General features: G+C 53.1%; 23 protein-coding genes, 1 pseudogene and 1 other annotated feature. Of the genes and pseudogenes, 10 read left to right on the top strand and 14 right to left on the bottom strand.

Translation table 11 applies throughout. The annotated features are described in order from the left end of the window. Positions 1 to 50 precede the first annotated feature (50 nt). Both PAT9B_RS10605 and PAT9B_RS10600 read right to left on the bottom strand, forming a co-directional pair. Entirely contained in the window at positions 51 to 785 is a 735-nt protein-coding gene (locus tag PAT9B_RS10605; RefSeq protein ID WP_013509267.1) for a YciC family protein, read from the bottom strand. A 27-nt stretch (positions 786 to 812) separates the two neighbouring features. Further along, entirely contained in the window at positions 813 to 1,229 is a 417-nt protein-coding gene (locus PAT9B_RS10600) for a YkgJ family cysteine cluster protein (protein WP_013509266.1), read from the bottom strand. Positions 1,230 to 1,479: 250 nt separating this feature from the next. Here PAT9B_RS10600 and ompW point away from each other — a divergent pair, with 250 nt between their 5' ends. Then, positions 1,480 to 2,112, top strand: coding sequence for an outer membrane protein OmpW (ompW, locus tag PAT9B_RS10595; RefSeq protein WP_013509265.1), 633 nt, complete (start codon positions 1,480 to 1,482; stop codon positions 2,110 to 2,112). A 53-nt stretch (positions 2,113 to 2,165) separates the two neighbouring features. Here the strand turns inward: ompW and PAT9B_RS30590 are convergent, their stop codons facing one another. The 3 genes from PAT9B_RS30590 to PAT9B_RS10580 all read right to left on the bottom strand — a co-directional run bounded on the left by PAT9B_RS30590 (position 2,166) and on the right by PAT9B_RS10580 (position 4,763). Further along, positions 2,166 to 2,375 carry a hypothetical protein gene (locus PAT9B_RS30590; RefSeq protein ID WP_150105784.1) on the bottom strand — a complete coding sequence of 70 codons (210 nt, stop codon included), beginning with the start codon at positions 2,373 to 2,375 and terminating at the stop codon, positions 2,166 to 2,168. 195 nt (positions 2,376 to 2,570) lie between these two features. Further along, a complete protein-coding gene (locus tag PAT9B_RS10585) occupies positions 2,571 to 4,244 on the bottom strand; it encodes a lytic polysaccharide monooxygenase (RefSeq protein WP_013509263.1) in 1,674 nt (557 codons plus the stop codon). A 204-nt stretch (positions 4,245 to 4,448) separates the two neighbouring features. Then, positions 4,449 to 4,763 carry a BON domain-containing protein gene (locus PAT9B_RS10580; protein WP_013509262.1) on the bottom strand — a complete coding sequence of 105 codons (315 nt, stop codon included), beginning with the start codon at positions 4,761 to 4,763 and terminating at the stop codon, positions 4,449 to 4,451. Positions 4,764 to 4,964: 201 nt separating this feature from the next. Between PAT9B_RS10580 and PAT9B_RS10575 the strand changes: the two genes are divergently transcribed. Next, the gene (locus PAT9B_RS10575; protein WP_013509261.1) at positions 4,965 to 5,405 is read left to right on the top strand and encodes a hypothetical protein; all 441 of its coding nucleotides are present in this window, start codon (positions 4,965 to 4,967) and stop codon (positions 5,403 to 5,405) included. Between the two features lie 44 nt (positions 5,406 to 5,449). Here the strand turns inward: PAT9B_RS10575 and trpA are convergent, their stop codons facing one another. The 5 genes and pseudogenes from trpA to PAT9B_RS10545 form a co-directional block, all read right to left on the bottom strand. Beyond that, positions 5,450 to 6,253 carry a tryptophan synthase subunit alpha gene (gene trpA / locus PAT9B_RS10570; RefSeq protein WP_013509260.1) on the bottom strand — a complete coding sequence of 268 codons (804 nt, stop codon included), beginning with the start codon at positions 6,251 to 6,253 and terminating at the stop codon, positions 5,450 to 5,452. Next, positions 6,253 to 7,443, bottom strand: coding sequence for a tryptophan synthase subunit beta (trpB, locus tag PAT9B_RS10565; RefSeq protein ID WP_013509259.1), 1,191 nt, complete (start codon positions 7,441 to 7,443; stop codon positions 6,253 to 6,255). Before trpB ends, trpA begins: the two co-directional genes overlap by 1 nt. 45 nt (positions 7,444 to 7,488) lie before the next feature. Further along, positions 7,489 to 8,856 carry a bifunctional indole-3-glycerol-phosphate synthase TrpC/phosphoribosylanthranilate isomerase TrpF gene (gene trpCF / locus PAT9B_RS10560; RefSeq protein ID WP_013509258.1) on the bottom strand — a complete coding sequence of 456 codons (1,368 nt, stop codon included), beginning with the start codon at positions 8,854 to 8,856 and terminating at the stop codon, positions 7,489 to 7,491. A 1-nt stretch (position 8,857) separates the two neighbouring features. Beyond that, positions 8,858 to 10,451: pseudogene (gene trpD / locus PAT9B_RS31100) on the bottom strand (bifunctional anthranilate synthase glutamate amidotransferase component TrpG/anthranilate phosphoribosyltransferase TrpD). Next, positions 10,451 to 12,013 carry an anthranilate synthase component 1 gene (locus PAT9B_RS10545; protein WP_013509255.1) on the bottom strand — a complete coding sequence of 521 codons (1,563 nt, stop codon included), beginning with the start codon at positions 12,011 to 12,013 and terminating at the stop codon, positions 10,451 to 10,453. The pseudogene trpD and the gene PAT9B_RS10545 overlap by 1 nt, the downstream one beginning before the upstream one ends. A 23-nt stretch (positions 12,014 to 12,036) precedes the next feature. Continuing rightward, positions 12,037 to 12,141, bottom strand: a sequence feature (Trp leader region). Between the two features lie 134 nt (positions 12,142 to 12,275). On the opposite strand from PAT9B_RS10545, the gene PAT9B_RS10540 reads away from it, so the two are divergent. Continuing rightward, entirely contained in the window at positions 12,276 to 13,181 is a 906-nt protein-coding gene (locus PAT9B_RS10540) for a PHP domain-containing protein (protein WP_013509254.1), read from the top strand. Between the two features lie 12 nt (positions 13,182 to 13,193). After that, complete coding sequence (locus tag PAT9B_RS10535) at positions 13,194 to 13,814, top strand: L-threonylcarbamoyladenylate synthase (protein WP_013509253.1); 621 nt, start codon at positions 13,194 to 13,196, stop codon at positions 13,812 to 13,814. On the opposite strand, the gene PAT9B_RS10530 is transcribed toward PAT9B_RS10535, so the two are convergent. Further along, positions 13,815 to 14,471, bottom strand: coding sequence for a hypothetical protein (locus tag PAT9B_RS10530; RefSeq protein WP_013509252.1), 657 nt, complete (start codon positions 14,469 to 14,471; stop codon positions 13,815 to 13,817). Positions 14,472 to 15,281: 810 nt separating this feature from the next. On the opposite strand from PAT9B_RS10530, the gene rluB reads away from it, so the two are divergent. Further along, a complete protein-coding gene (gene rluB, locus PAT9B_RS10525) occupies positions 15,282 to 16,154 on the top strand; it encodes a 23S rRNA pseudouridine(2605) synthase RluB (protein WP_013509251.1) in 873 nt (290 codons plus the stop codon). Positions 16,155 to 16,189: 35 nt separating this feature from the next. Here rluB and cobO read toward each other — a convergent pair whose 3' ends face one another. Both cobO and PAT9B_RS10515 read right to left on the bottom strand, forming a co-directional pair. Then, a complete protein-coding gene (gene cobO, locus PAT9B_RS10520) occupies positions 16,190 to 16,780 on the bottom strand; it encodes a cob(I)yrinic acid a,c-diamide adenosyltransferase (protein ID WP_013509250.1) in 591 nt (196 codons plus the stop codon). After that, positions 16,777 to 17,541, bottom strand: a complete 765-nt coding sequence (locus PAT9B_RS10515; protein WP_013509249.1) for a YciK family oxidoreductase — start codon at positions 17,539 to 17,541, stop codon at positions 16,777 to 16,779. The genes cobO and PAT9B_RS10515 overlap by 4 nt, the downstream gene beginning before the upstream one ends. A 176-nt stretch (positions 17,542 to 17,717) precedes the next feature. Between PAT9B_RS10515 and sohB the strand changes: the two genes are divergently transcribed. Then, entirely contained in the window at positions 17,718 to 18,764 is a 1,047-nt protein-coding gene (gene sohB / locus PAT9B_RS10510; RefSeq protein ID WP_013509248.1) for a protease SohB, read from the top strand. Positions 18,765 to 18,790: 26 nt separating this feature from the next. Here sohB and PAT9B_RS10505 read toward each other — a convergent pair whose 3' ends face one another. Next, a complete protein-coding gene (locus tag PAT9B_RS10505; RefSeq protein ID WP_013509247.1) occupies positions 18,791 to 19,039 on the bottom strand; it encodes a DUF2498 family protein in 249 nt (82 codons plus the stop codon). A 369-nt stretch (positions 19,040 to 19,408) separates the two neighbouring features. Here PAT9B_RS10505 and topA point away from each other — a divergent pair, with 369 nt between their 5' ends. From topA to PAT9B_RS10490, 4 genes are all read left to right on the top strand, one after another. Beyond that, positions 19,409 to 22,009, top strand: a complete 2,601-nt coding sequence (gene topA / locus PAT9B_RS10500) for a type I DNA topoisomerase (RefSeq protein ID WP_013509246.1) — start codon at positions 19,409 to 19,411, stop codon at positions 22,007 to 22,009. Positions 22,010 to 22,199: 190 nt separating this feature from the next. Then, complete coding sequence (gene cysB, locus PAT9B_RS10495) at positions 22,200 to 23,174, top strand: HTH-type transcriptional regulator CysB (RefSeq protein WP_013509245.1); 975 nt, start codon at positions 22,200 to 22,202, stop codon at positions 23,172 to 23,174. 495 nt (positions 23,175 to 23,669) lie between these two features. After that, positions 23,670 to 23,828: a YmiA family putative membrane protein gene (locus PAT9B_RS29655; RefSeq protein WP_013509244.1), complete on the top strand. Its 159-nt coding sequence runs from the start codon at positions 23,670 to 23,672 to the stop codon at positions 23,826 to 23,828. A 3-nt stretch (positions 23,829 to 23,831) separates the two neighbouring features. Beyond that, on the top strand, positions 23,832 to 24,011 hold the full coding sequence (locus PAT9B_RS10490) for a hypothetical protein (protein WP_041525791.1): 180 nt from the start codon (positions 23,832 to 23,834) through the stop codon (positions 24,009 to 24,011). Positions 24,012 to 24,314: the final 303 nt, after the last annotated feature.

Below are 24,314 nucleotides of genomic sequence, written 5' to 3'. Positions count from 1 at the left end.
AGGATATCCAGTCAGGGCGTTAATTAAGGCGCTCAGTGAGCGCCATAATGTTAACGTAACAGCATATACAGCCGGTACAGGTAGATAATCAGGATCGCGGACACCAGGTTCCCCAGGGCGTTCAATACCACCGACGCGACGTTCGCGGGTAATACCGTCAGCGAGGAGAAAAAGAACATCAGCGCGATTTTCGCCAACAACCAGACAATAATGGCCGGGGCGATCAGTTTCATATTTTTCCACGCCATGCGCATGCTGGCCCGCATTGCGCCCATCACACCCATCTTCTCACTGACCAGCATCACCGGGGCCAGCGACAACAGGATCGCCAACATTACGCCCGGCACCATCAGCACCATAAAGCCAATCTGGACCAGCAAGGTGATCAAAAAGGTTTGCAGCAGCAATTTCGGCAGCACAGGCGCGGAAGTACCAATGGCGCGCAGGGCGCTCACTCGCTGCCCGCTCGATACCATCGGGATCAGGCACAACATACCGCCCAACAGCAAGGTGTTGCCGACCAGCGCCGCAAAGGTGCCTGCCGCCGAGGCACGCAGCAGAATACGCTGCTGTTCCGGCGACATATTTTGTACCAGTTCAAACAGCGAGGATGCGCTGTCGTCGCTCTGACTTAACAGCGACAGCTGATCGGCACCAGGCGTCAGCGCATGGCCGATAATCACGGTTATAAATGAGGTAAGCAACGCCATCAGCACGATGGTAATCAGCTGATGGCGCAGAAAATTTCCTGTGTCACGGTATAACGAGCTTGCCGTGATAGACATGTACACTCCTTGAAGAAACCGGGTTAATTAACCCGGCGATTGTACATGTTCTGCTGGCGTGCTGGCACCCGGATTAGGATAACTTTCTGTCATCTCAGGTAAAGAAGGGTGAAAAAGCGCGGGTAAACCATAGCGCGCTCTGGCCCGATCGCAGGCTTCGTTCAGCACGCCGCCTTCACCTGACATCGCAAATTCCCGGCAGGGTGAAGGGCGCTGCTGATAAACGCCGCAAGAGACGCAGCCGCCGATCTCGCCCTGTAACGCGACACAGCGCGGTTCGCGTGCGTTGGTGCCACGCATGTTGCGCATCAGCAGGCTCAGGGGTTCGGTTAGCTCAACGGGCACCACACCACCCGCATCGTCAGCTTCAGCCCAATAGAAAGAAACACGGAAATGGGCGCAGCAGGCACCACAGGTCATACAAGGGTTAAGTGAATCGCTCATTTGATCGCCCGCTTCTCCTAAGCATCGAACCAAAATCAACGGAAGAGAATCAGCAAAGTAGTCACGCCGTGAAATTTTCGCAAGAGGATTTTTATTACGCCGTGTAAGGCCAAAATTGATCTGAATCAATTCATTGTTTTATAAGTGATTTATTTGAATTGATTCACATGCATTTTGCCTGAAAACGCGATAGATCTCTTGCCACAGACTCTGATCAATAACATCAACAATTCTGGCAAAGGAGTGAATAATGAAACTGGCAAAATGCGCGCTGCTGGTAGCACTGGCGATCCCTCAACTGGCGCTGGCCCATGAAGCGGGTGACTTCTTTATGCGTGCGGGTACGGCGACGGTGCGTCCGACCGAAGGCTCTGACAATGTGCTGGGTTTGGGCGGCTTTAGTGTCAGCAATGACACGCAACTGGGGCTGACTTTTACCTATATGGCAACCGATAACATTGGTATTGAGTTGCTGGCAGCCACACCGTTCCGTCATAAAGTCGGACTGGGTGCGACCGGTAACCTGGCCACTGTGCGTCAGTTGCCGCCAACGCTGATGGCGCAATATTACTTTTTCGATAGCAAAAGCAAATTCCGTCCTTATGTCGGTGCGGGTATCAACTACACCACTTTCTTTGATGCAAAATTCAATCAGACCGGTCGTGATGCGGGCCTGAGCGATCTCAGTGTGAAAGATTCCTGGGGTCTGGCGGGGCAAGTCGGCCTGGATTATCAGATCAACCGCGACTGGATGCTGAACGCGTCACTGTGGTACATGGATATCGATACCGAGGTGAAATTTAAAGCCAATGGTGTTAACCAGAATATCAACACCCGTATCGATCCCTGGGTGTTCTTCTTTGGCGTTGGCTACCGCTTCTGATTGGCGCGGATGGGATTTGCAGGGTCGCCATTTATGGCGACCTGATAGGTTAATCAGTGGTTAAGCGGCAAAGTTTGCGCGTCTTGCGGCTGGCCGTCAGCGGTAACAGGCGTAAACACCACCTCTTTCTGCAACGGCAAATGGTGTGGGCAGGCACCATAGACGATGACGGTTTGTCCCGGAAGCACGGTGGTTTCATTCAACATCACAGGTGAGTCATCCGGTAGCAGTTTGATGTCTTTGTCGAGTTGGATTGGCTCCATACCCGTATTCGTCACGGTCAGCCTTTGATCTTTTATGCCCCAAACCAGTGGCAGAGGGGCAGACTGTACTGCCTGAGAAAACAGTGAGCATAACAGCAACGCTGAAGGTACAAGGCAAAGAGCTTTGATGGTCCTTGTCATATGATAATTTCCTGAGAATTCGTCTCCTGCACGCGGCAGGAGACGAGGACACAATTAACGGCGAACTTTAACCGTTTGAGTGGCGGTAGAGGAAAGGCCTGTGCTGGGATCGGTAATTTTTACCTGCACGTCAACATCGAAATCTTCCATGACCACTGCGGCAGGGTAATCGATGGTCGCAAGCTGGCCATGGTTATGCCTGAACACGATTTTATTGGCGTTCTTCAGCACCGACCATTCAAACTTAGCGGTATCCAGTGAGGCATTACCCGGTAAGGTTGAGTTGGCAGCACTTAACGTCACGTGCGTGTTGCCAGTATTGATGGTGTCACTACCCTGGATCTCCAGATTGGCGACCGGTTTGGTTTCCGGCGCTTTGACCGTTACAGTGATATCGTTGCTGCTGGTTTTATCACCATTTTTAACTGTCAGGCGATAGGTCACTTTACCCACTTTACCTGGCTTGATCAGGGCACGGGCTTTAGCCGTGTTGACTGTTTGTACCCAAGAACCACTGTCCATGGTTTGCAACGCACCCACATCGTGACCGGAGACAATACTCCAGACGTAGGATTTCGCATTCTGACTGGCGGAACCATCCAGAGGATAATTACGAGATTCTTTATTGCTAGCGACGGTGAAACTCGCACCGGCAATGGCGACGGGTGCATTTGCCGCTTTTTCAACGGTCATTATTACCGACTGATTTTTGTCTTGCAGGTAAATGCCGTTATTTCGCAAATCTGCTGGATCAAAAGAGATATTTCCGCTGGTGGTTTGCTTACCGATCAAAACAATATTGGAATGATTGGTATTAATTTCAGTCGCCAGCTCAGAAATCCATTTATCGTTGACGTTAACGGCGGTGATCTCTTTTTTGATATTTACCAGATCTTCGCCTTTCGTGCCGCCCATCAGGCGGAAGTGCACATATTCACCCGCGACAGGTTTATGCTCGTGGGCAAATTTGCTGTATTCAAACCAATCGGTCACCTGACCACCGTCTTCACCACCCGGATTTTCAGGTTCAGGAGGCAATTCTCCACTGCCCGGCTGATCAATAATCACATCGCTACAGTTATAAAAACCTTCATTACCAGCATCATTACGCTGCCAGCGAGCGAAGATTACTGCACGGCCTGTACGGTCTGCCGGAATGCTGATGTTATAATCTTCATAGCGATTATAAAGCGTACCTGAGCTTAGATGAGTGACTTTGGAAGAAACGACGGTATCCAGCAGTTCAATATCGTCCCACCCCAGTGCTTTCTCAGCCGGATTGAAACCTTTTTTGCTGATATAGAATTCAATCCATGACGGGTCATGAGGTTGCGTATAACCATAACGCATTCTCACCTTACCATTGCTGTCTGGTTTGATCACTGTAGTCGCCCAGTCAGAGCGAGGCATGCTAAAGCCACGCCCATTGAATTGACCGTGGCAAATCTGGTGGCTGGGGATCTGCTCTCTGGCTCGATCAGCACTATGGTTACCATCAACAAACCCCACCAGTTGTTGCCAGGTGTAAATTGATTGACCACCATCGGCGCTGTCGGATGATGCTTGTTTACAGGTAGCAGACATATTACCCGTTCTATTTTCTAAGGCACATTTATATTGGCGTGCTGGTGGTTCAACTAATCCACCATGACCAAATACGCTGGGCACGGATCCAGCACAGATGCTACCAATCACTAAAGATAGCAACGTCTGATGTTTAAGCTTCATCAAGGAATTTCCTTTTGATTATTTATTTGCTGTGTGATTCATAAGAAACGGTGGTTATCACCTCTTTCCTCGTAATTATAAAAACGGCTTGGCCGGGATAAAATAATCAGCGGATAAGAATAAAGAAGGGTTAGTTTAGAAATGTCCTGATGATTTGAAGATATCGCGAAATAAAACCGGGCGACCGGCTGGTCGCCCGATAACTTATTTGATCTGCATATTATTCACGACAGATTTAACCCCTGCGACACTGCGCGTCACGGCCACGGCGCGATTCGCCATCTGTGGTGAGCTGACAAAACCACTCAACTGTACGCGTCCTTTAAAGGTTTCCACATTGATCTCGGTGGATTTCAGCGAGTCATCCTTCAACAACTCGGTTTTGACTTTGGTGGTAATCACCGTGTCATCAATGTAACCCCCGGTTCCTTCCTGCGTTGACGTCGGTGCACACGCGCTGAGAGCCAGCGCCATCACCGCAGCCATCACCAATCCTGCCACGACCTTAAACAATTTCATCGGTTATCTCCTTGTCATACATGATGTTTCACCGCGATGCGACGGTGCGATTAAAGTGTGGTTTGGCGGTTGAGAATGGTCAAATGACCAGGTGGAAAAAAGAGGGAATATGGCGTTTTTTGCCACTTATTGATCCCATTGCTTTATTTGACAATCGGTTACGCTTTGAGCACCCCAACTGCTGCCTTCAGGGATCTAACAATGAAAAAAAGCGTTATCCTGATCATCGCCACCCTTGGCTATCTTTCCTGGTTGCAGCTGTTTGCCAGCCAGACGCTGCCAGTGCCACGCGCGCAGGCGGAGCCTGCTCTGATCAATCCACACCTGGGCACCATCTGTAAGGCGACCGCAGCCATCAGCTTCGGGCGTAATTTCCGCATCATGCAACTGGATAAAGTCGACGAACAGGGCATCGCCTGGGTGCATTACCTGCGGCCGTCAGATCACTCGCGCTGGGCGATTCGGTGCCGCTTACAGGAAGATCGGGTGATTTGGATGGCGGATAATCGCGACAGTGATGCCCGTTGGCGTATCGGGGCGGATGATGAAAAGATCAGCTGGCGTATCCAGGGGAATGATCTCACGCTCAGGCTGGTCTACCCGGATGGCTCCGGCGATGAGCAAACCTTTCAGCTAGAGTGAGGAAGAACGCCTTACCTGCCGTGCGGCAGATAAGGCGAGGGAGATTAACGGGTCGCGGCCTTCAGGTTGCTGACAAAGGCTTGCAGCTCGCTCAGCAGCGTCTCCGGTTGGTTTTGATGGCGTTCGATAATTTTCACAATCGCAGAACCGGAAATGGCACCGGCAGCACCGGCGCTGACGGCTTCTTTTACCTGGCCCGGCTCGGAGATACCAAAGCCCTGCAACGGCGGAGCAGCATGGTACTCGCGCAGTTTATTGATCAGATGCTGCAACGGCACATGGGCGCGGTTTTCTGAACCGGTCACCCCGGCGCGCGACAGCAGATAGGTATAACCACGGCCATGCGACGCGATTTCGCGCAGCAGGTCATCATCCGCATTCGGCGGGCAGATAAAGATCGGTGCCACATTGTGGCGCATCGCGGCCTGGCGGAACGGGGCGGATTCTTCCACCGGCACATCAGCCACCAGCACTGAATCGACACCCACCGCAGCGCACTGCGCATAAAAATTATCGATCCCTTTGCTAAACACCAGATTAGCGTACATCAGCAGGCCAATCGGCAGGTCAGGGTATTTCTGACGCACAGCGGCAAGGATTTCAAAGCATTGCGCGGTGGTGGTCCCGGCCGCGAAAGCGCGTAAGGTCGCGTTCTGGATGGTTGGGCCATCGGCCAGCGGATCGGAGAATGGGATGCCTAATTCCAGCGCATCAGCACCGCCTGCGACCAGCGCATCAATAATCTTCAGCGACATCTCAGGTGACGGATCGCCGAGGGTCACGAAAGGAACGAACGCGCCTTCATGGTTCGCCGACAGACGTTTAAACAGCTGATTGTAACGTTCCATCAGATCTCTCCCTTCGCTTTCAGAATATCGTGTACGGTGAAAATATCTTTATCGCCGCGACCAGACAGGTTAACCACCAGCAACTGCTCTTTTTCCGGGTTTTCGCGGATCATCTTCAATGCATGCGCGAGGGCGTGTGAAGATTCCAGCGCCGGGATAATCCCTTCCGAACGGGACAGCTGTTTGAAGGCGTCCAGCGCTTCGTCGTCAGTGATTGAGACGTAGTCCGCACGACCAATGCTGTTCAGGTGCGCATGTTGCGGTCCGACGGACGGGAAATCCAGACCGGCCGAGATGGAGTAGGACTCTTCAATCTGGCCTTCTTCGGTCTGCATCATCGGTGCTTTCATGCCGAAGTAGATGCCGACACGCCCGTGTTTCAGCGGTGCGCCGTGCTCACCGGTTTCGATACCATGACCTGCCGGTTCTACGCCGATCAGGCCCACACTGGTTTCATCGATAAAGTCAGCAAACATGCCGATGGCGTTAGAACCGCCGCCGACACAGGCCAGTACCGCATCCGGTAAACGGCCTTCTTTCTCCAGAATCTGCGCTTTGGTCTCTTCGCCGATCATACGCTGGAACTCGCGCACAATGGTCGGGAACGGGTGCGGACCGGCCGCGGTACCCAGCATATAGTGCGCGGTTTCATAGCTGCCAGACCAGTCACGCAGTGCCTCGTTGCAGGCATCTTTCAGCGTGGCGGAGCCGCTATGCACCGGAATCACTTCAGCACCCATCAGGCGCATACGGAACACGTTAGGCGACTGACGTTCTACGTCCTTGGCACCCATATAGATACGGCATTTCATACCCAGCAGCGCACAGGCCAGGGCAGACGCCACCCCGTGTTGACCCGCGCCGGTTTCTGCGATGATTTCATTCTTGCCCATGCGCTTCGCCAGCAGCGCCTGACCGAGCACCTGGTTGGTTTTGTGCGCACCGCCGTGCAGCAGATCTTCACGCTTCAGATAGAGGCGGGTTTTGGTGCCCTTGGTCAGGTTGCGGCACAGCGTCAGTGCGGTAGGACGACCTGCATAGTTCTTCAACAGGTCCGTAAATTCGGCCTGAAACGCGGGATCGCGCTGGGCTTCAACAAATGCAGTTTCCAGCTGGCGCAGGGCCGGCATCAGGATCTGCGGCACATACATGCCGCCAAACTCGCCAAAATAGGGATTCAGTAACGTCATCTTCTCATCTTCCTTATCCAGCCCGCCCCAGGCGGGCAAGAGAAATTAATAGGCGCGTAACGTGCGGAACACCGCGGCAATTTTGCTGGCATCTTTCATGCCAGGTGCCGATTCCACACCAGAGTTGAAGTCCAGACCGGCGCAACCCAGTTGTGCCGCTTCGACACAGTTGTCGGCGCTTAAGCCACCGGCCAGCAGCACATTGCTCAGATCCTGCCCCTGGAGCAGTGACCAGTCGAAACGCTGACCCGTACCGCCCTGACCATTGTCGAACACGTAGCGGTCAACATGCGGCCAGTCACGTGCCGGGAGCGCCTCTTTGATGCTCAGCGCTTTCCAAATCTGCACGTTATCCGGCAACGCCTGACGCAGCTCGGCAACAAAGGCCTGATCTTCATCACCGTGCAACTGAACGGCGCGCAGATTCAGCGCAGCACTCTGCGTGACAATGTCACTTACTCGCTGGTTACGGAACACGCCGACGTATTTCAACGGCGCGGCGGCGATTACCGCCTGTGCCTGCTGTGTGTTGACCAGGCGTGGTGAGCCAGCGGCAAAAATCACTCCGCCATAAATGGCACCCGCTTCATAGGCACTGCGGGCATCTTCGGCGCGGGTCAGGCCGCAAACCTTGTTGTCACCCAACAACACACGCCGCACGCCCGCATTGAGATCGTCTTCTTCCATCAGCGCCGAGCCAATCAGGAAACCGTTGGCAAAATGGCTGAGTTCACGGATCTGGGCATAGTTATGAATGCCGGATTCGCTAATCACCGTCACGCCATGGCTGAGACGCGGTGCCAGCTGGCGGGTACGATTCAGATCAATCGACAGGTCGCGCAGGTCACGGTTATTGATGCCCACCACTTTGGCTTCCAGTGCGATGGCACGTTCCAGCTCTTCCTCGTTGCTCACCTCCGTCAGCACCCCCATTTTCAGGCTGTGGGCAACGGCGGCCAGTTGGCGATACTGTTCATCGTCCAGTACCGACAGCATCAACAGGATGGCGTCGGCCTGGTAATGACGCGCCAGGTAGATCTGATAAGGGTCGATGATAAAATCTTTGCACAGCACCGGCTGCGTGATTGCCGAGCTGACGATGGGCAGAAATTCAAAGTTGCCCTGGAAGTATTTTTCATCGGTCAAAACGGAGACGGCGGATGCGTAATGACGATAGATACCGGCAATGGTCGCCGGATCAAAGTCCTCACGAATCAAGCCTTTCGATGGAGAAGCCTTTTTGCACTCCAGAATAAAGGCAGTTCGCGTACCGCGCAGCGCATCGTAAAAATGGCGTTCGGCCGGTTGCAGGCTGTTCTGGAAGGTTGTCAGCGGCTGCTGCGCTTTACGCGCCTCGACCCAGACGGCTTTATCCAGCACAATTTTTTCTAACACGGTTCCCTTAATGCTCATCTCATCCTCTCGCTGCCAGTGCGACAACGCGTTCATACGCCTGACCGCTGCGAATGGCGGTGATGGCGCGTTGGGCGTTCTCGCGCAAATCTTCATTACCAAATACTTTCAACAGCATCGCCACGTTCACCGCAACGGCTTCCTCGTGGGCCTGCTGGCCTTTACCCTGGAGTAAACGCGCCAGAATGTCACGGTTTTCTTCAGGCGTGCCGCCTGCCAGCGCCTCTTTGGCGTGGAAGCGGAAACCAAAGTCTTCAGGCGTCAGTTGATAGCCGGTAATTTCACCGTCACGCAACTCCGCCACTTGCGTCGGGCTGTGCAGCGCGACTTCGTCCATGCCACCGCCATGTACCACCGCCGCACGCTGATAACCCAATACTTTGAGCGTTTGGGCAATCGGCAGCACCAGCTCAGGACTGTACACGCCGATCACTGCCAGCGGCGGACGCGCCGGGTTGATCAGTGGGCCAAGCACGTTGAACAGGGTACGGGTTTTCAGCTGTTGGCGCACCGGCATTGCGTGGCGAAAACCGCTGTGGTACTGCGGTGCGAACAGGAAACACACGTTCAGATCATCGAGCGCCTGGCGTGCCTGCTCAGCGGGCATATCCAGATTGATGCCAAAGGCGGCCAGCAAATCAGACGAGCCGGATTTGCTCGATACGCTACGGTTGCCATGTTTCGCCACTTTCAGGCCACAGGTCGCGGCGACAAAGGCACTGGCGGTCGAGATATTAATGCTGTTGCTGCCGTCACCCCCGGTGCCGACGATATCGGCAAAGGTGTAATCCGGACGCGGGAAGGGTTTGGCATCTTCCAGCAGCGCGGAGGCGGCACCGGCAATCTCTTCCGGGCGCTCGCCGCGCACCTTCATGGCAATCAACGCGGCGGCCAGTTGGGTCGGTTCCAACTGACCAGTAATAATGGCGCTAAACAGCTGATGGCTTTCTGCCTGGGTCAGTGTCTGGGCCTGATAAAGTTTTTCCAGAATAGCTTGCATCATTATCTCCCTATTACTTCGCCAGCGCCCAGGCCAGCGTCTGCTCTAACAAACGCGCGCCCTGGGTGGTCAGAATAGATTCAGGATGGAACTGGAAGCCGCATACGCGATCGGCATCGTGGCGTACCGCCATCACCATACCGTTGTAGCTGGCGTTCACCGTCAGCTCAGCCGGGGTGTTGCTACCCACCAGCGAGTGATAGCGGGCTACCGGCAGCGGGTTAGGCAGACCGGTAAACATACCCATGCCGTCATGGGTAATGGAGGAGGCTTTACCATGCAGGATTTCTCCGGCCTGACCGACCTGGCCGCCGTAAGCTTCAACAATCGCCTGATGGCCAAGACAGATACCGATAATCGGCAGCCGACCACGCAGGGTGCGTAACAGCTCCGGCATACAGCCCGCATCTTTGGGTGCGCCCGGGCCAGGTGACAACATCAGCACCGGGTTTTCCATCTGCTGTAAACGCTCAATGAGCAGCTCGGCGGGCAGATTGTTACGGTAGATCACCACGTTGTGGCCGAAGGTCCGCAGCTGATCAACGAGGTTGTAGGTAAAGGAGTCGATATTATCGAGCAGCAGGATATCGGCCATCAGAAAATCTCCTTGCAGTGATGGGCGGTGGCAATGGCGCGCAGCACGGCGCGGGCTTTGTTGCGGCTTTCATCGGCTTCGGCCTGTGGCTGGGAATCCAGTACGACGCCAGCGCCAGCCTGCACCGTTGCTACGCCATCTTCCACCCAGGCGGAACGGATGACGATGCAGGTGTCGAGATCACCATGAGCGGTGAAATAACCCACCGCGCCACCGTAACTGCCGCGACGGGTGCCTTCGGCGTCAGCGATCAGCTGCATGGCGCGAACTTTCGGTGCGCCGCTCAGGGTGCCCATGTTCATCACCGCGCGATAAGCATGCAGCACATCCAGGTCATGGCGCAGCGTACCCACTACACGGGAGACCAGATGCATCACAAAGGTGTAACGGTCGACGCTGGTCAGGTCGGCCACGTAGCGGCTGCCCGGCAAACAGATACGCGCCAGATCGTTACGCGCCAGGTCAACCAGCATCAGGTGTTCGGCCAGCTCTTTATGGTCGGTGCGCATTTCAAGCTCGATACGGCTATCCAGATCGCGATCTAATGAACCATCGGCATGACGACCACGCGGACGCGTGCCGGCAATCGGATAGATTTCAATCTGGCGGCTGGTGGCGTCATATTTCAGCGAGCTTTCTGGTGACGCACCAAACAGGGCGAAATCCTGATCCTGCATAAAGAACATGTAAGGACTGGGGTTGCTGTTTTTCAGCGTGTCATAGGCGGCCAGTGGTGACGGGCAGGGCAACGAGAAACGACGCGACGGCACGACCTGGAAAATTTCACCAATGCGGATGGCCTCTTGCATCTGGTTGACGACATTGCAGTAAACCTCGTCGCTTTGGTTGGTGCTGAGCATCATATGTTCCACGGTCTGCACCGGCAAGGCAGGCGCCGTCTGGGTCATTTGACCGCGCAGCTGTTCAATACGGCTTTGCAGGCGCTGGAACTCGCTGGTGGATGGGCAGAACAGACTGGCCTGCAACCGGGCGCTACGCGTTTGATGGTCAATCACCAGCAGCGTTTCTGCCAGGTAGAAGCAATAGTCCGGGCAGCGCTGATCGTTGCGCAGCGCAGGTAACTCTTCAAATCCGGCCACCAGGTCATAGGCAAATAACCCCCCGAGGAACATCGCTTCACGTTCTTCTTCCGGGCTTTGTACCAGTTGTGGAATCAGACGCAGCGCGTCAAAAACCGACAGCGCTTTCAGGCGCGAATCTTCATCCTGTAAATCTGCCGGTTGCGGGAAGTGCAGCTCACGACCATCGGGACGCACGTCAATGCGCACTGCCTGCGGCAGAGCTTCATCCAGCAATGACAGCAGTGCCCGGCCATTCTCAGACAGCGCCTGAAGGGTGACCACGTTACCCAGCGCGCTGATGCGCAGGGCGCTATCAACGATTAACAGGCTTTTCAGGTTACGTTTGCTGTCGATATCGGCGGATTCAAGCAGCAAGGTTGCCGGACGTGCGCCGCATAATTGATGAAACACTGCGGCCGGATCTTCGCGGTAGGGCGCGGTGCCGGTAATCAACTTCAATGTAGGTTTCGCATTTGGCATGATGAATTCTCTGAATTTAGCTCAAAAAAAAGCCCGCTCGGTGGCGGGCTCAGGTATCTGCACAGCGTTTACGCAAGTTGTGCACGACGACGTCGCCCGTGTTCGGGAACATCGCGCCACCAACCATTTAAATGCGTGTGAACAACAGCCATGATTAAATACCCGTTACGTGTGAACTTGTGTACTAGTTAACTGGTTCAGGCGAAAAAAGTCAATACCCTTTTTCAGTTAAGGGCAAAATCGTTATCATGCCTGCCGGTTTATGCAGTTGCTGGAGCTATCTTTGACGGACATCCCCCGTTTTCCTCTTTACGATTTACACAGCCATACGCTGGCTTCTGATGGCGTGCTGACCCCAGCGGCGCTGGTTCAGCGTGCGGTGGAGATGCGCGTGGGCGTGCTCGCCATTACCGATCACGACACCGTTGTCGGCGTGGCGGAAGCGCAGCAGACGGCGGCAGAGCTGAATTTACCGCTTAAAGTGCTGGCCGGGCTGGAAGCCTCAACCTTATGGGAAAACCATGAGATCCACATTGTTGGGTTGCAGGTGGACTGCCAGCATCCGCGACTGACCCAATTCCTTGCGCAACAACATGATTGCCGGGTGCAACGCGCGCAGATGATTGGCGAACGGCTTGAGCGCGCACGCATTCCCGATGCACTGGCCGGGGCGCAGCGTTTGGCGCAGGGCGGGGTGATCACCCGTGGCCACTTTGCCCGTTATCTGGTTGAAATCGGCAAAGCGGATAACCTCGCCCAGGTATTTAAGAATTACCTGGCGCGTGGGAAAACCGGTTATGTGCCGCCGCAATGGTGTACAATTAAACAAGCCATTGATGCCATTCATGATTCCGGTGGCTACGCGGTGCTGGCACACCCCGGGCGCTACGGTCTTTCCGGCAAATGGCTGCGACGACTGATTGCCCATTTCGCTGAAGTAGGGGGGGATGCGATCGAGGTGGCGCAATGTCAGCAGGCACCAAACGAACGCAGTCAGCTGGCAACCTATGCCCGCGATCATCAGCTGGCAGCATCGCAGGGATCGGATTTTCACCAACCCTGTCCGTGGATCGAACTGGGTCGCAAGTTGTGGTTACCCGGCGGTGTGGAGCCGATCTGGGAACGTTTTCCCACGCTTGCGCCTGAATTGATGCCAACCGACAGGTGATATGAGGTTTTTATGAGTCAACTGTTCCATATTCATCCGGAAAACCCGCAGCCGCGTCTGGTCAACCAGGCGGTGGACTATCTCAACAAAGGTGGGGTGATTGTCTATCCGACCGATTCCGGTTATGCGCTGGGTTGCCGTCTCGAAGAGAAAAATGCCATGGAGCGCATCTGTCGCATTCGTCAACTGGATGGGCACCACAATTTCACCCTGATGTGCCGCGATTTGTCGGAGCTTTCAACCTATTCGCAGGTAGACAACTCGGCGTTCCGTATCATTAAAAACAATACGCCGGGAAGCTACACCTTTATCCTGAAAGCGACCAAAGAAGTGCCGCGTCGTTTGATGAATGACAAGCGTAAAACCATTGGCCTGCGGGTGCCGTCGAACCCGGTGGCTCTGGCGCTGTTGGAAGCGCTTAATGAACCGATGATGTCCACTTCGCTGATGTTGCCAGGTAACGATTTCACCGAATCTGACCCGGAAGAGATCCAACACAGCATTGGCAAACTGGTCGATCTGATCATCGATGGCGGTACGCTGGGACAACAGCCGACCACGGTGGTCGATCTCACCAGCGATGCGCCGATTATCGTTCGTGAAGGCGTGGGCGATATTCGTCCGTTCCAGTAATTAGGTATGGTCAGGCGCGCTGTCCGGCGTCTGGCCAATATTACTCTCCAGCCAGTTTCTGAATTCACCGTAGGGAATATACAGCGAGACATCCTTCAATACCGCCTGACCGCTACGGATATTATCAATCCGATGGCTATAGCCGACAATCACACCGGCCATCGTCTGATCGGAATTATACACCGCCCCTCCTGACATTCCCTGCACAACGCCAGCATTGGTAGCCATGGCCACACATGGTTTTTTATTCCAGTGATTATTAATGGCGGTACGCGCTAAATTCACGCCACTGGATTCCACTGGCATCGCAGAAATAAAACTGTAGCCATACATCTTAATTGGTTCGCCAATGTTACTTTTGCGGAATTTAACCAAGGTGCTGGGATCGTTCTTGTGATAAATAATTGCCACATCACAATACGGGTGATAAGCCTTCACACGCTGGACGGCAGTGGTCGCAACGTGAGCAGCTGTCAGGCTGTACTCTGGTGTTAAAGGAATGGTTGTGCCGAGGACACCTAAACCCAGTACAGTCGGGATGCCGGTCACGCTCATATCCACGTGTTGCAGCGCCGCACGGCTGTACTCAGTATGGCCCACGGAACAACCGCTCAGTGCCAGCGCGGCGAGCGCAGGCCAAAGCAGGGAAGTTCTCATGATAGTAATCTTTATTCAGGCATACCGGTAAAATCCCTGGTGAAGATTTTTGGTATGCAAGTTTAATTCGTACCTGAATGAATTAACGCAACAACTCCCGCGCGCGCCGGTTTATATTATCAATGAAATTTCACAGTGCTCGTTAATGATTTGTTAGTAAATCGATAATAAAAGGTAAGGCTTAAGTTTTTTTATTTTCACGATGCACTGGATTTCAGGCTCAAATTTTACACAGATTTTAAATCAGAACAATTCAGAAATTTAACCTTTATCAAATAAATCAGAAAATATAGATATAATCCAATCCACGCTATTATTTAGCTGGTAATTTACATTTATTGGGGGAATGAGGCTTACTTAAGCGTGTTGATTAGAATTAAATTCTGTTTTTACCTTTCCGGGTAGTCTTTGTAATCGCACTTTAACATAAGCATAGATGGCTCTGCTGTGATTGCAGTATTGAGAGTGGCTAATGTATCAGTTTGTTTAAGTGCGACTACTTTTCAGACAACAACACTCAGGTCAAAAAGGCAAAAATTCAGGGGGTTGGGGAAAAATAGCCTGACATCGCGGTGGGCTATTTATTAGTTTTTCGAATGGATAGCGTTTTTCTCTGCGAAATGGACACAAAGTGGGCGACCCTTGTTATCGGCAGAAAAGTAAAAGGTTTTAACGCTGCTATGCTTAGTGTAAAATCGCGGGCCGCTTGCAGGTCTGGCGGCTGAAACGAATTCTGATATGGGAACTGGTAATCCCTGTATCCGCACCTTCTTACCACGACGCCTGGGAAGGCGACAACGAGGCTGCTCAATGAGCGAGAAATTACAGAAAGTATTAGCGCGCGCCGGACATGGCTCGCGCCGCGAAATCGAAACCATGATTTCGGCCGGACGCGTCAGCGTTGACGGCAAACTGGCGACGCTGGGCGATCGCATCGAAAACGACAAATCCCTGAAAATCCGTATTGATGGTCATCTGGTGTCCATCGCAGAATCCACCACTGAAGTCTGCCGGGTGTTAGCCTATTACAAGCCGGAAGGTGAACTCTGTACGCGTAACGATCCGGAAGGTCGTCCGACCGTGTTTGATCGTCTGCCGCGTCTGCGTGGCTCACGCTGGATTGCCGTAGGCCGTCTCGACGTGAACACCTGTGGTCTGCTGCTGTTCACCACCGACGGAGAGCTGGCGAACCGCCTGATGCACCCGAGCCGTGAAGTCGAACGTGAATATGCGGTGCGTGTGTTTGGTGAAGTGGGTGATGATAAAATTCGCCAACTGAGCAAAGGCGTGCAACTGGAAGATGGCCCGGCCGCGTTCAAAACCCTGCGTTTTGCCGGTGGTGAAGGGATCAACCAGTGGTACAACGTCACGCTGACTGAAGGACGCAACCGTGAAGTGCGTCGTTTATGGGAAGCGGTTGGGGTGCAGGTGAGCCGTCTGATGCGCGTGCGCTACGGTGATATCCAGTTACCGAAAGGCCTGCCCCGTGGCGGCTGGATGGAGCTGGAGTTACCGGCAGTGAACTATCTGCGTACCCTGGTGGGTATGCCGGAAGAGACGGTGACCAAAGTTGCGGTGGAGAAAGATCGCCGTCGTACTAAGGCCAACCAGATTCGCCGTGCGGTGAAGCGCCACAGTCAGGTGAGCAACTCACCGCGTCGCAGCAGCAAACGCGGTGCCTGAGTGGTCAAGGGACGCCATTGCGGCGTCCTTTTTTTTTACCAGTCGATCCCCTGCTGGGCCTGAATCCCGGCATCAAAAGCGTGTTTTACCGGGCGCATCTCCGTCACGGTATCCGCCAGCTCGATGATGCTGCGATGGCAGCCACGACCGGTGATAATCACGCTCTGTCCCGCTGGTCGGTGCTGTAAGGCGGCGATCAGTTCATCCAGATCCAGATAATCCATGCTGACCATATAGGTGATTTCATCCAGAATCACTAAATCCAGGCGAGGATCGGCCAGCATACGTTTTGCATGTTGCCACACCTGCTGGCAGGCGGCGGTATCCGTGGCCCGATTCTGGGTTTCCCAGGTAAAGCCGGTCGCCATCACCTGAAATTCAACCCCATGCTGTTCCAGCAAATTACGCTCACCGTTGGGCCATTCCCCTTTAATGAACTGAATGGCTGCGACCTGCTTACCGTGACCGCAGGCGCGCAGAGCGGTGCCAAAAGCGGCGGTAGTTTTGCCTTTGCCATTGCCGGTGAACACCATCAGGATGCCACGCATTTTAGTTGCTGCTTTGATCCGCGCATCAACCTGTTCTTTCAAACGCTGCTGGCGTTGTTGATGTCGTTGTTCACTCATGCGCTGGCCGGTCCGGGTTTACGGCCTGGCTGGGCATCAAAACTGATGCCGGTTTTGCGGCGGCTGTCGTCGCCCATCAGGTAAAGGTATAACGGCATCAAATCCGCTGGCGTTTTCAGCAGGCTGGCGTCTTCATGCGGGAAAGCGCTGGCACGCATTTTGGTGCGAGTACCACCCGGATTGATGCAGTTCACGCGCAAATGACGGTTTTTATATTCATCAGCCAGCACCTGCATCATGCCCTCGGTGGCGAATTTCGATACCGCATAGGCTCCCCAACCGGAACGACCGACGCGTCCGACGCTGGAGGTGGTGAAGATCAACGATCCCGCCTCAGATTTCAGCAGCAGCGGCAGCAAGGCCTGGGTGAGATAAAAGGTGGCATCGAGGTTAATCTGCATCACCTGACGCCAGATATGCGGTTCCAGTTCTGCTAAGGGTACGATCTCACCCAGGATACCGGCGTTGTGCAGCACGCCGTCGAGGCGCGGCACCTGTTGTGCCAGTTGTTCCGCCAGTTGCTGACAGCTTTCAGGCGTGGCATGGGCGAAGTCCAGCAGCAGGGTAGAGGCCGGTTTTTTATGCAACTGGTTAATCGCCTGCTCGGTGTGTTGCAGGGTCTCCGGGTTACGTCCCAGCAGGATCACCTGCGCACCATAGCGCGCGTAGGTTAACGCGGCTTCGCGGCCTATACCGTCAGACGCGCCGGTGACCAGGATAATACGATTTTCAAGCAGATCGCTTTTCGGTTGATAATGCACAGCGATGTCCTTTGCACAGGTCAGAAGGTTTTTTGGCTTTATGCCTTAATTTGCTGTCCGGTGCAATCGCTCAACCGCGCTTTCTGTGCCGCCCGCGGGCAATTCAGGCGACGAATGCCGCTAAAGCGGGTAAACTCGGACTTTGTCTGTAATTCACTGTTTAATAAGGCGGCAGAATGGATTTACTCTCCAGCTATGGATTATTTCTGGCCAAGGCCGTCACCTTAGTGGTGACGATCGCAGCTATTGTTCTGATTGTGCTCAATGCGGCGATGCGAAAACGTCACAGCGGTGGTCAGCTGCGCTTAACCCATCTGGATGAGGACTACCACCAGATGAAAGAAGATTTGCAGCTGGCGAAGATGAAACCGCAAGCGCAAAAAGTCTGGTTAAAGCAACATAAAAAAGAAGAGAAACAGAAAGCCAAAATCGCGAAACGCAATGCGAAATCGGGCGTGACGGAAACTGAAAAACCAACGCTTTACGTGCTGGAATTTAAAGGCAGTATGGACGCCGGAGAAGTCAGTTCGCTGCGCGAAGAGATCAGCGCGGTGCTGGCGGTGGCAACACCGGGCGACGAAGTGCTGCTGAAACTGGAAAGCCCGGGTGGCGTGGTACACGGCTATGGCCTGGCAGCCTCGCAATTGCAGCGTCTGCGCGATGCGGGACTGACGTTGACCGCTGCCGTGGATAAAGTGGCGGCCAGTGGTGGTTATATGATGGCGTGTGTGGCCGATCGTATTGTTGCTGCGCCTTTCTCGATCATCGGTTCGATTGGTGTGGTGGCACAGATCCCCAACTTTAATCGTCTGCTGAAGCGTAATGATATTGATGTTGAGTTGCATACCGCCGGGCAATATAAGCGCACCCTGACATTATTCGGAGAAAATACCGATGAAGGACGTGAAAAGTTTCGTGAAGATCTGAATGAAACCCATCTGCTGTTCAAAGATTTTGTGCATCAGATGCGTCCAACGCTGGATGTGGAAAAAGTCGCCACCGGCGAACACTGGTACGGTCGTCAGGCGCTGGAGCTTGGTCTGGTCGATGAAATCGGCACCAGCGATGCGCTGATTATCAGCCAGATGGAGCGCTTCACCGTATTGGGTGTGCACTATGCGCGCAAACGTAAAATGATCGATCGCATGACGCACAGCGCCAGCCTGGCAGCGGAGCGCCTTATTCTGAAAATGTGGCAACGTGGCAACAAGCCGCTGCTGTAAATTGACCCGGCTTTGGCCGGGTTTTTTTACTCCAGGTGATACTGAGACGAGAAGGTAATCGCCAGGTGTTTGAACACGTTAAACACGGCGGTAGTTTTGGCGGTCGGTAGCTCGTCCTGATCGAGAAACAGCGGGCCGCGAAACACCAGCACATCACGTTGCTGGACGACGTCATTCGCTTCCATACCGGCAAAATAATCATCGTGTTCTTTGATCAGGCGATTCGCTTTTTCCAGTAACGCCTGGCGTGAAATGGATTCCGTAAAAGCTGACATTATTCACTCCTTTTTTGACAGCCACTTTTCTCCTTCTATATTACTTGCCAGGGAGCATGTGGTGCAAATCCGTGCAGGTGTCAGCACTGGCGCAAAATTAACCAGGATGCTAATTAAGTTGCGTAACGGATTTTATCAGGTAGAGTGTGGGCGATTCAGATTTCAGGGAGATCACACCGGGATGTGTGATACTGTCAGATGGAAAACTCGCTCCTAATCATAAAGTTGCATAAGTCGATGCAATCTGACCTGAAATTGTCCCGGTTGCCTTGAAAAGTAAAACAGTGGCAGCAATATTGAACCCATTGGGTTTTAGGGTGTTCAATCCTCTCCCGTTTATCAGGACGTTTCAATTAGGTAAAGGTACATATGGGTAAAGCACTCGTCATCGTTGAGTCCCCGGCAAAGGCCAAAACAATCAATAAATACCTCGGTAATGACTACGTGGTGAAATCCAGCGTCGGTCATATCCGTGATTTGCCGACCAGTGGTTCAACTGCCCGTAAATCTGCCGATGGGGAAAAAACGAAACCGGCTGGCAAAAAGGTCAAAAAAGATGAAAAAGCCGCGCTGGTCAACCGTATGGGCGTGGATCCCTGGCATGGCTGGCAGGCAGATTATCAAATCCTGCCGGGCAAAGAGAAAGTCGTCTCTGAGCTAAAAAGTCTGGCGGCCGATGCCGACCATATCTATCTCGCAACCGACCTTGACCGCGAAGGGGAAGCCATTGCCTGGCACCTGCGGGAAGTGATCGGGGGTGATGACAAGCGCTTTAGCCGCGTGGTGTTTAACGAAATCACCAAAAATGCGATTCGTCAGGCGTTTGAGAAGCCTGGCGAACTGAATATCGAACGTGTTAATGCCCAACAGGCGCGCCGCTTTATGGACCGCGTGGTGGGGTATATGGTTTCTCCGCTGCTGTGGAAGAAAATCGCGCGTGGACTCTCTGCTGGCCGTGTGCAGTCGGTGGCTGTGCGCCTGGTGGTGGAACGTGAGCGCGAAATCAAAGCCTTCGTCCCGGAAGAGTACTGGGAAGTGGATGCGGACCTGGTGACACCGAAAGGTGATGCCCTGGCGATGCAGGTCACTCATCAGGGTGATAAGGCCTTCCGCCCGGTCAACCGCGAGCAGACCTATGCCGCTGTGGCATTGCTGCAAAAAGCCCGCTACGACGTGCTGGATCGTGAAGATAAACCGACCAGCAGCAAACCGTCCGCGCCTTTCATTACCTCCACCCTGCAACAGGCGGCCAGTACGCGCCTCGGCTTTGGCGTGAAGAAAACCATGATGATGGCGCAACGGTTGTATGAAGCGGGCCACATTACCTATATGCGTACTGACTCTACCAACCTGAGTCAGGATGCTATCGCGATGGCACGCAGCTACATCGATAAAAATTTCGGTGCTAATTATCTGCCGGCTGCGCCTAATACCTACGCCAGCAAAGATAACTCGCAGGAAGCGCACGAAGCGATTCGTCCTTCCGACGTGGCCGTGGCCGCCGAAAAACTCAAGGATATGGAAGCCGATGCGCAGAAGCTGTATCAGCTGATCTGGCGTCAGTTTGTGGCCTGTCAGATGGTTCCGGCGCAGTACGATTCCACCACCCTGACCGTCGGTGCCGGTGACTTTAAACTGAAAGCCAAAGGACGCACCCTGCGTTTTGATGGCTGGACGCGCGTGATGCCAGCGCTACGTAAAAATGATGAAGATCTGACGCTGCCACCGGTCAACGTTGGTGACGTGCTGGATCTCAAAGAGGTGCTGCCAAGCCAGCACTTCACCAAACCGCCAGCCCGTTTCAGCGAAGCCTCACTGGTTCGCGAACTGGAAAAACGCGGCATTGGTCGTCCTTCGACTTACGCGTCGATTATTTCCACCATTCAGGATCGTGGTTATGTGCGGGTAGAAAACCGCCGTTTCTATGCTGAGAAAATGGGTGAGATTGTTACCGATCGTCTGGAAGAGAACTTCCGTGAGCTGATGAACTACGATTTCACTGCCCATATGGAAGACAGCCTCGACCAGGTAGCGAACAATCAGGCTGAATGGAAAGGTGTGCTGGATTCGTTCTTCAGCGATTTCAGTCAGCAGTTGGATCAGGCGGAGAAAGAACCGGAAGAGGGCGGCATGCAGCCGAACCAGATGGTGCTGACCTCTATCGACTGCCCGACCTGTGGACGGAAGATGGGGATTCGTACCGCCAGTACCGGTGTATTCCTCGGCTGTTCTGGTTATGCCTTGCCGCCGAAAGAGCGCTGCAAGCAGACCATCAACCTGATCCCGGAAAACGAAGTCCTGAACGTGCTGGAAGGTGATGACGCGGAAACCAACGCATTGCGCGCCCGTCGCCGTTGCCAGAAGTGTGGTACCGCGATGGACAGCTACCTGATTGATAACCAGCGCAAGCTGCACGTCTGTGGTAATAACCCGGAATGTGACGGTTACGAAATCGAGCAGGGCGAGTTCCGTATCAAAGGCTACGATGGCCCGATTGTTGAGTGCGAAAAATGTGGTTCGGAAATGCACCTGAAAATGGGGCGTTTTGGTAAGTACATGGCCTGTACCAACGACGAGTGTAAAAACACCCGTAAAATCCTGCGTAACGGTGAAGTTGCACCGCCGAAGGAAGATCCCGTGCCGCTGCCGGAACTGCCGTGCGAGAAATCAGATGCGTATTTCGTTTTGCGTGACGGTGCAGCGGGTGTGTTCCTCGCCGCCAACACCTTCCCGAAATCACGCGAAACCCGCGCACCGCTGGTGGAAGAGTTGCAGCGTTTTGCCGACCGTCTGCCTGAGAAACTGAAATATCTGGCGGAAGCCCCGGCAGCCGATCCGGAAGGCAACAAAACCATGGTGCGTTTCAGCCGTAAGACCAAACAACAATACGTTGCCTCGGAGAAAGAGGGCAAAGCGACCGGTTGGTCAGCCTTCTATGTCGATGGTAGCTGGCAGGAAGCGAAGAAGTAATCCCCCCAAGGCCAGCGTCAGCTGGCCTTTTTACCATCCTTATAGCTAATCGTTCTACATTCTTTCTTTAACTGATATAGTAGTTATAGATTTTACGTTTCGCGTACACGCTTTCCCTGAAATACCTTACTTAAGGCGGAAACACGCTGGCTGGGAATGCTCCTCTGTCGCCTACCGGGAAGATATAACTATGAAATTGCAGCAGTTGCGTTACATCGTTGAAGTGGTCAATCACAACCTCAATGTCTCTTCGACGGCAGAAGGTTTATACACGTCGCAGCCGGGTATCAGTAAGCAGGTCAGAATGCTGGAAGATGAACTGGGCGTGCAGATTTTTGCCCGCAGCGGTAAGCACCTGACGCAGGTAACGCCCGCCGGTGAGGAGATCATCCGCATTGCCCGCGAAGTGTTATCAAAAGTGGATGCCATCAAATCCGTTGCGGGTGAGCATACGTGGCCTGACAAAGGTTCGCTGTATGTTGCGACCACCCATACCCAGGCGCGTTATGCGCTGCCAGGCGTGATTAAAGGTTTTATTGAGCGCTATCCCCGCGTTTCCCTGCATATGCATCAAGGCTCGCCCACGCAAATCGCCGAAGCGGTGTCCAAAGGCAATGCCGACTTTGCCATTGCCACCGAAGCGCTGCATCTGTATGACGACCTGATCATGCTGCCTTGTTATCACTGGAATCGTGCGATTGTGGTGACGCCAGACCATCCGCTGGCAGGAAAAGCACAGGTGTCTATTGAAGAGCTGGCTGAGTTCCCGCTGGTGACCTACACCTTTGGCTTCACCGGTCGCTCGGAGCTGGATACCGCCTTTAATCGCGCGGGTCTGACGCCCCGTATTGTCTTTACTGCAACAGATGCGGATGTGATCAAGACCTATGTACGTCTGGGGCTGGGAGTAGGGGTGATCGCCAGTATGGCGGTAGACCCGGTCTCTGATCCTGACCTGGTACGTATTGAAGCATCAGAAATTTTTACCAATAGCACCACGAAGATTGGCTTCCGACGCAGTACCTTCCTGAGAAGCTATATGTATGATTTTATTCAACGTTTCGCGCCACACTTGACCCGTGATGTGGTGGATACCGCGGTCGCATTGCGCTCTAATGAAGATATCGAAGCGATGTTCCGGGATATCAAATTACCCTTCAAATAGCCCGCAAACTCATCAGGTTACCGGGGTGTCCATTGGGCACCCTTTCTTTTTGCTGAGGGTGCTTAGCGCCATTGGTAGCTCAAAAATTAGATTAATTTTATGTAAATGAAACATCGGTCACATGTTTTTTCATTGTTAGTTGTTAAATGCGAATTAGTACACATTTTTTACGTTATCGCTTTGCGCGATCCCAGGAATATTCCCATACTCCAGTTAAGAGTTGATGGAGAAGGGCTTTTTATCTGGCCCGCTAAATTAAACTCGAATTTAAAATGGATCTAATTCCGATTTAACCCAAATTTACAAAGTTAGTTTTTAATTAATAGTTTGCTTAGTTATTAAATTTATCTCATCTTTTTTCGATGTTTTGATAAATAGCATTAATCGTTGTGCTCAATAAAAATAACTGGATTTTTGGACTTAAGGCGTTTAGGATTCGTCCTAAATCTTAATCGATGTTAACAATCGTTTTATTGAGAGTGATTATCAAAAACTATGGCTACGAGATTGACTGTACAACCGGATTTCCGGGCTAAAAGCACCAAGGTTGAGCGTTCAGGTAACATCCGTCGCAAAGCCTGGTTGACTGTCTTCGCTGCATCAGCCTTGTTCTGGGTAGTGGTGGCATTAATGATTTGGCGTATGTGGGGTTAAGCCATGTGGGCAAATACACTCAGTCGTAAGTCTCCGGTTTCTGCACGTCAGCCCAACACGCCCGCGTGTAAAGGCAAAGACGTTGCCAGCACAGAACAAGATGTGGCGATTCCTGCATCTTGGGAACTGAGTGAAAAGCAGCGCAGCTTTATTGAATCTTTCATGGATCCGAAGTCGAAATAACGCAGTCTGCGTTCAGTTCTTTATATAGACGAATAGTCCTTCTCTTTACCGGGTTATCCGGTGGGCAATTTGAACGCCCTTCCTTTAACACTCAGCATATAAAAAATGGTGTCATCAGCTCAGGCTGAAGACCTTAGCCCTTTTTTACCCGGAATCCGGGAGGGAGTGACCCAATGAATACTACCATTACCATGTCATGGTTTAGCGTATATGCCTTCTCATTTGCTTTTTGGGCCGCTGCCGTATGGATGATGATGTAATTTAATAACTCAAATTATTTCTTTCTTTAAATGCCCTGGCCAA

The sequence above is a fragment of the Pantoea sp. At-9b genome (assembly GCF_000175935.2).
In the GTDB taxonomy this organism is placed as follows: Bacteria; Pseudomonadota; Gammaproteobacteria; order Enterobacterales; family Enterobacteriaceae; genus Pantoea.
This window is presented reverse-complemented; position numbering and strand designations above follow the sequence as displayed.